Annotated in this window: 7 protein-coding genes and 1 riboswitch; all 7 genes read right to left on the reverse strand. The window is 64.9% G+C overall.

Annotation, left to right across the window (positions count from 1 at the left end; all coding sequences use genetic code 11):
• Positions 1–2 precede the first annotated feature (2 nt).
• Positions 3–1,169: a methionine adenosyltransferase gene (gene metK, locus XM53_RS03455; protein WP_057790243.1), complete on the reverse strand. Its 1,167-nt coding sequence runs from the start codon at positions 1,167–1,169 to the stop codon at positions 3–5.
• A 5-nt stretch (positions 1,170–1,174) separates the two neighbouring features.
• A riboswitch (SAM-SAH riboswitch) is annotated at positions 1,175–1,225 on the reverse strand.
• A 39-nt stretch (positions 1,226–1,264) separates the two neighbouring features.
• A complete protein-coding gene (gene lnt, locus XM53_RS03460; protein WP_057790245.1) occupies positions 1,265–2,797 on the reverse strand; it encodes an apolipoprotein N-acyltransferase in 1,533 nt (510 codons plus the stop codon).
• Between the two features lie 3 nt (positions 2,798–2,800).
• Positions 2,801–3,733 carry a hemolysin family protein gene (locus XM53_RS03465; protein ID WP_057790247.1) on the reverse strand — a complete coding sequence of 311 codons (933 nt, stop codon included), beginning with the start codon at positions 3,731–3,733 and terminating at the stop codon, positions 2,801–2,803.
• A 42-nt stretch (positions 3,734–3,775) separates the two neighbouring features.
• A complete protein-coding gene (ybeY, locus tag XM53_RS03470; protein WP_057790355.1) occupies positions 3,776–4,270 on the reverse strand; it encodes an rRNA maturation RNase YbeY in 495 nt (164 codons plus the stop codon).
• A 90-nt stretch (positions 4,271–4,360) separates the two neighbouring features.
• Positions 4,361–5,383, reverse strand: coding sequence for a PhoH family protein (locus XM53_RS03475; RefSeq protein ID WP_057790249.1), 1,023 nt, complete (start codon positions 5,381–5,383; stop codon positions 4,361–4,363).
• A 146-nt stretch (positions 5,384–5,529) separates the two neighbouring features.
• Positions 5,530–5,826 (reverse strand): hypothetical protein, encoded by a 297-nt coding sequence (locus XM53_RS03480; protein ID WP_057790251.1) that lies wholly within the window; start codon positions 5,824–5,826, stop codon positions 5,530–5,532.
• 14 nt (positions 5,827–5,840) lie between these two features.
• On the reverse strand, positions 5,841–6,383 hold the full coding sequence (locus tag XM53_RS03485) for an OmpA family protein (protein WP_057790357.1): 543 nt from the start codon (positions 6,381–6,383) through the stop codon (positions 5,841–5,843).
• Positions 6,384–6,691 lie beyond the last annotated feature (308 nt).

A 6,691-nucleotide genomic window follows, 5' to 3' on the forward strand; every position in this document is an offset into this window, starting at 1 on the left:
GATCAGACCTCTTTCTTCAGCGCGTCCACCAGGTCGGTGCGTTCCCAGCTGAAGCCGCCATCGGCCTCGGGCTCGCGTCCGAAATGGCCATAGGCCGCGGTGCGCTCGTAGATCGGCTTGTTGAGGTCCAGCGCCTCTCGAATGCCGCGCGGCGTCAGGTCCATGACCTTGCGCACCGCATTCTCGATCGCCGCCGCCTCGACCTCGCCCGTGCCATAGGTCTCGGCATAGATCGACAGCGGCTTGGCCACCCCGATCGCATAGCTGAGCTGGATGGTGCATTTCTCGGCCATGCCCGCGGCAACCACGTTCTTGGCCAGATACCGCGCGGCATAGGCCGCCGAACGGTCCACCTTGGTCGGGTCCTTGCCCGAAAACGCGCCGCCGCCATGCGGGGCTGCACCACCATAGGTGTCGACGATGATCTTGCGCCCGGTCAGGCCCGCGTCGCCGTCAGGGCCGCCGATCACGAAGGTGCCGGTCGGGTTCACCCACCATTCGGTCTTGTCGCTGATCCATTCGGCCGGCAGCACCTCGCGGATATAGGGCTCCACGATGGCACGGATGTCGTCGCTCTTCTGGTGCTCGCTCTCGTGCTGCGTGGACAGCACGATCGACGTCACCTCGACCGGCTTGCCGTTCTCGTAGCGCAGCGAAATCTGGCTTTTCGCGTCCGGGCGCAGCGTCGGCTCGGCACCGGATTTGCGCGCCTCGGCCAGTCTCCGCAGGATCGCGTGGCTGAACTGAATGGGCGCGGGCATCAGCGCGTCGGTCTCGTTGGTGGCGTGGCCGAACATGATGCCCTGATCGCCCGCTCCGTCCTTGTCGACGCCCTGCGCGATATGCGCGGACTGCTCATGCAGAAAGTTCAGCACATGGCACGTGTTCCAGTGAAACTTGTCCTGCTCATAGCCGATGTCGCGGATGCAGTCGCGGGCGATCTGGCCGATCCGGCCCATGTAGTTCTTCAGCCGCTCCTGGTCCGACAGGCCCACCTCGCCGCCGATCACCACCATGCCGGAGGTGGCGAAGGTTTCGCAGGCGACGCGGGCGTCGGGTTCTTCGGCGAGAAAGGCGTCAAGCACGGCGTCGGAAATGCGGTCGCACACCTTATCGGGGTGCCCCTCCGAAACGGATTCGGAGGTGAAAACATAGTTATCTCTGGACATTGAAATGCTCCATTAGGGGTCAGTCCCGCCACGCCAGGAAGCCGTTGTAGCGGGAGTCGCGCCTGCTTATGCGGGACATGCCGGAAGGTCAATCGCTAAGTCTGCGGCGCCTTGCGCGCCCGCGCGGCGGCCCCGCCCGCCAGCATCAGCAGCGCCGCCAGCACCAGTATCGGCGCATTGCCGGTCCGGCTGTAAAGCGTCTCGGGCAAGGGCGGCGGCAGGGGGGCGTCGATCCAGCCTGCTTCGCCCAAGGGGATATGCGCCAGCACCCGCCCGGTGCCGTCGACCATGGCCGACACGCCGGTGTTGGCCACACGCACCATCGGCAGGCCCTGTTCGGCGCTGCGCAACCGGCCTTGCGCCAGATGCTGGTAGGGCCCCGACACCTTGCCGAACCACGCGTCGTTGGTGATCATCAGGATCATGTCGGCACGCTCGGGCGCCGACAGGATGTTGCGGGCAAAAACGCCTTCATAGCAGATCAGCGGCACCGCCGTGCCAAGCGGGCCCATATCCACGATCTCGGCCCCCGGCCCGGCGGAATATCCCCCGCCTTCCTCGGCAGCAAGACCGTGGATGCCGAACCGCGCCATCAGGTCGCCCAGCGGCATGAACTCTCCGAACGGGACGAGGTGATGCTTGTCGTAGACCTGTTCCACGACACCGTCCCCATCCATGTAGAGAAGCGAGTTGTAATACCGCTGCCCGTCCAGCCGCCGCAGGCCCAGCACCACCGGCGCGCCCTGCGCCGAGGCCGCGATACCGCCCAAAAGGTCGTCTGACTGGTGCAGAAAGGTGGGGATCGCCGTCTCGGGCCAGACCACCAGGTCGGGCCGTCCGCCCTCGCCCGGCGCAGCGGTGAACTGACGCTGGCGGTCATAGAACATCTGAAGGTTCTCGGGCAGCCATTTCGCGCGCTGCGCCGCGTTGGGCTGCACCAGCCGCACGGTCTGCGCCTCCGGCCCCGGTGCGGCGGCGTCCGTCGGCGTCAGGGCCGCACCCCCGCCATAGAGCAGCGCAAAGCCTGCCAGTCCCGCAGCCCCGGCCACGCGCCGCCCGGCCCCCAGTTGCCACAGCGCCACCGCCGCGCCCATGATCAGCGCACACAGGCCCAGGCCCCCGCCGATCGTCGCCCAGTGCAGCAGCGGCGTGTCGATCAGAACATGCCCCACCTGCGCCCAGGCAAAGCCCGTAAAAAACCAGCCGCGCAGCATTTCTCCGATCACGAAGGCCCCCACCAGCGCGATACCGCTGCGCGGCGCAATCAGACGTGCGGCGCCAAAGGCCGCGGCCCAGTATGAGGCCATGAAGACCGACAGCCCCAGCACCGCAAAGGGCGCCATCCAGCCATGCCGCGCGGCATCCACCAGGAACGGCTCGAATATCCAGCTGAGCGCCACGACGAAATGCCCCGTCCCCGCCGCAAGGCCCAACAGCGTGGCGGGCAGCCAGCCGCGCATCTCGCGCCACAGCCCATAGACCAGCGCCAGCGCGATGATCGTCAGCGGCCATAGCCCCCAGGGCGCCTGCCCCAGCGCCGCCACGGCCCCAAGACCTGCGGCAAGCGCATACCGCGTCACCACGCGGCCCTCACCGATCTGCCGCGCCAACGCGCCTGGACGGACCATGTCTTACCCCTCGATCGCCTCGGGCAGGCGCACCCGCAACCGCTTGATCCGCCGCGGATCGGAATCCAGCACCTGGATCTCGACGCCGCTGGGATGCTCGACCAGCTCGCCGCGCGCCGGCACCCGGCCCAGCAGCATGAAGACCAGCCCGCCCAGCGTGTCGATCTCTTCCTCGTCGATATCCTCGGAATCGGTCAGCGACAGGCCGATCTCGGCCTCGAACTCCTCCAGCGGGGCCTTGGCCTGCACCACGTAGGATCCGGGCTTTTCCTCGGACCAGTACGCACCCTCGTCCTGATCGTGCTCGTCGGCGATCTCGCCCACGACCTGTTCGATCAGGTCCTCGATCGTCACCAGCCCGTCGACCCCGCCGTATTCGTCGATCACCAGCGCCATGTGCCGGCGCTCGGCCTGCATCTTCTGCAACAGCACGCCTATTGTCATCGATGGCGGCACGTACATCAGCGGGCGCAATAGCTCTTCCAGCGAATAGTCCGAGCCATGCCCGTTGAACCCGTGCTTCAGCGCGAAATCCTTGAGGTGGGCAAAGCCGACGGGCGTGTCCAGCGTGCCCTCATAGACCGGCAGGCGCGTCAGCCCGCTGTCGCGGAACGTGTGCACCAGTTCATCCTTGGTGATTGTCGCCGGGACCGAAACGATGTCCGCCTTGGGGATCATCACGTCCTCGACCGACAGACGCCGCAGGTTGCCAAGGCCCAGGTTCGGGCCAAGCCCGCCGGCCGTCTGGTCGGCCCTGTCCTCGCCTTCGTCTTCCGCCTCACCGTCGGCGGTTTCTTCCGTGCCAAGCGCACCGAAGAAGCGGCGCAGAAAGCCGCCGTTATTGCCATTCTGATCCTCTGCCGGATCGTCGCCCTTGTTTGCCTCGGGCCGCGCGCTGTGCGCTGCCATAGAAGAGGCGTCGTTGCTGTCGCTCATCGTACCTTTCCAAATCGCGCCCGCATCCACGGGCGCCGGGTGTCAATATGGGTCAGGCAGACCCAGTTTGCCAAGTATCTCCACCTCTGTTCGTTCCATCAGGGTGGCATCCTTGTCACGAACGTGATCGTAGCCCAGCAAATGCAAGATTCCGTGAACGATCAGATGCGTCACGTGATCCTGCATCGGCTTGCCCGCCGCCTCGGCCTCTTTCGCGCAGGTGTCATAGGCGATCGCGATATCACCAAGCTCGGGATCGGGGCCAGCTTCGGGCGGCTCCGGCATGGCACCATCGACCTTTGCACCACGCGCCTCGCTCGGCCAGCTCAATACATTGGTCGGGCCCGGCTTGTCCCGGAAATCTTCGTTCAAGGCGGCAATCCGCGCATCGTCGCAGCCCAGCACCACGATCTCCCACGCCTCTGCATCCACCCCCAGATGCGCCAGCGTCGCCTCCGCCGCCCGCGCGGCCAACCGCTCCAGCTCCACGTCCTGCCAGCGGTCGTCCTCGATGACCGTATCGACAGAACCGCTCACACCCAGCGCGGACCGGAATTTTGCAAAATTCCGGATCGGAAAATTGCAATTTTCCGGCCAATTTTCTTCCAAAGAAAATTGCGCCCGGCCTCAGACATCCGCGTCATAGGCCTCGATGATCGCCGCCACCAACGGGTGGCGCACCACGTCTTTCGAGGTGAAGTAGTTGAAGGCGATCTTGGGGATGTCCTTCAGCAGCCGCTCGGCATCGTGCAGCCCGCTGGTCACGCCCCGCGGCAGGTCGATCTGGCTCCGGTCGCCGGTGATCACCATGCGGCTGCCCTCGCCCAGCCGGGTCAGGAACATCTTCATCTGCATCGAGGTCGCGTTCTGCGCCTCGTCCAGCACGACGAACGCATTGGCCAGCGTGCGCCCGCGCATGAAGGCAAGCGGCGCGATCTCGATCCGCTTCTCCTCGATCAGCTTGGCCACCTGCTTGGCCGGGAAAAAGTCGTTCAGCGCGTCGTAAAGCGGCTGCATGTAGGGGTCGACCTTGTCCTTCATGTCGCCCGGCAGATAGCCCAGCTTCTCGCCCGCCTCGACGGCCGGCCGGCTGAGGATGATGCGGTCCACATGCCCCTCGATGAACATGCTGACGCCCACCGCCACCGCCAGATAGGTCTTGCCGGTGCCCGCCGGGCCGATGCCGAAGGCCAGCTCGTTGGCGAACAGCGCCCGAACGTAAGCCTTCTGCGCGTCGGTGCGCGGCTCGACAGGCTTCTTGCGGGTCTTGATCTCGACCCGCCCGCCCTTGAACATCTCAAGCTGGTCTTCGCCACCCTCATCATCGCCCGCGCCCCGGTCGGCGCTGCCGCCCGCGCCCATGCGCAGCTCGCGGTCCACATCTCCATGCTCGACCGTGCGGCCTTCCTCCAGCCGCTGGTAGAGCGCCAGCAGCACGTCGCGCGCCTCCTTCGCCTGCTCCGGCTCGCCGATCACGGCCAGCTGGTTGCCCCGGCGCAGGATCTGCACGCCCAGTTTCTTCTCGATTTCGGCAAGGTTGCGGTCGTATTCACCGCACAGGTCGATCAGCAGAAAATTGTCGGGAAACTCGACAACCGTCTCCAGAATGTCGCTGTTTTCGGATTGCGACGTCAGCACGTTCGTGACCAATCAAATCTCCCAGTCAAAGGGCGGTACTCAATGCTGCCAAGATGCGCCCCCAAGGGCAAGGGCCGCGCGGCAATTGTCACGGGTTTGAAACGAAAAATGCCGCGAACCCCGTGGTCCGCGGCACCGGATTGCGCATTTCGGCGCGATCAAATCGAGTCGGCCACGGTCGAGCCGCCCTTGTAGTTGCCGGTCGCCACGGTCGGCGGCGCGGTGCCCGAACAGACCGGCTTGCCATACTTGTCCAGCCGTTGCGACAGGTAGCCTTCGGCGCCGTCGTCGATGATCCAGTGGTCACAGCCGTTGGGATCCACCCAGATGCCTGCCTGAAGCTGGCTCAGGTGCTTGGAGTCGAAACCGCGGTCCACGGTCTTGTCCTGCTTGCTGTCACAGGCCGCCAGCGCACCGACAAGGGGGAGCACGGCAATAAGTTTGAATGCTTGCATTGGTTCAGGTCCCCTTAGCGGATGCAGATGATTTCGACGCGGCGATTCTGCTGCATACCCGCGGCCGTGTTGTTCGATGCCTTGGGCAGACGCTCGCCATACCCGCGCACATCCGCGATCCGCGCGCCCGTGGCGGCAGCGATTCGCGCCACCGAGTTGGCCCTGCGATAGGACAGGTCGATGTTGTACTGGTCCGAGGCGCGGCTGTCGGTATGCCCGGTGATGATATAGGAAATCGCGCCGGTGCTGCGGAAGAACTCCTGCAGACGCTGACGGCCGGCGGCGCTGATATTGGCGCTGTCGGTGGCGAACAACTGATCGGTATTGACCACGCCGCACACGTTGCCCCGGCGGCAGACCGGGATGCCCTGGCGGTTCACGTGGGGGGTCATGTAGCCTTCCCAGCCGTCATCCATCACCCAGTGCTCGCACCCGTCCGGATCGACCCAGATCGTGGGCACGTAACGCTCGCCCTTCACGACCCTCTGGCCACTTTGCGCCTGACCAGGCTCGATCATCGCCACGACACCCAGGGCGACGGCGGCAAGACCGCTCATCAGGGTGCGCACTGTTTTCGAAAACGTGTTCGTCACAGCCACTGTCCTTTTATTATTTCCCCCATTTGTCCCGGTACCAGGCAGCGACTCCGCGACAAAAAACGAATTATTGTTTGAGTTTAGCAAGTTCCGGCGCGTTGTGAAGCACAAATAACCAGATATTGTGGCGGTCCGGGAAACAATCGCCATCCATGGATTATCCACATCTCGACATGGGAATTATCCCGCATCCAAAAGACGTTACCGGCAGACTGCCCCAAAATCAGGCAGACAGCAACCGACCGCCCAGCGAATTGGCACCGCTCTCG

The sequence above is a fragment of the Roseovarius atlanticus genome (genome assembly GCF_001441615.1).
GTDB lineage: Bacteria > Pseudomonadota > Alphaproteobacteria > Rhodobacterales > Rhodobacteraceae > Roseovarius > Roseovarius atlanticus.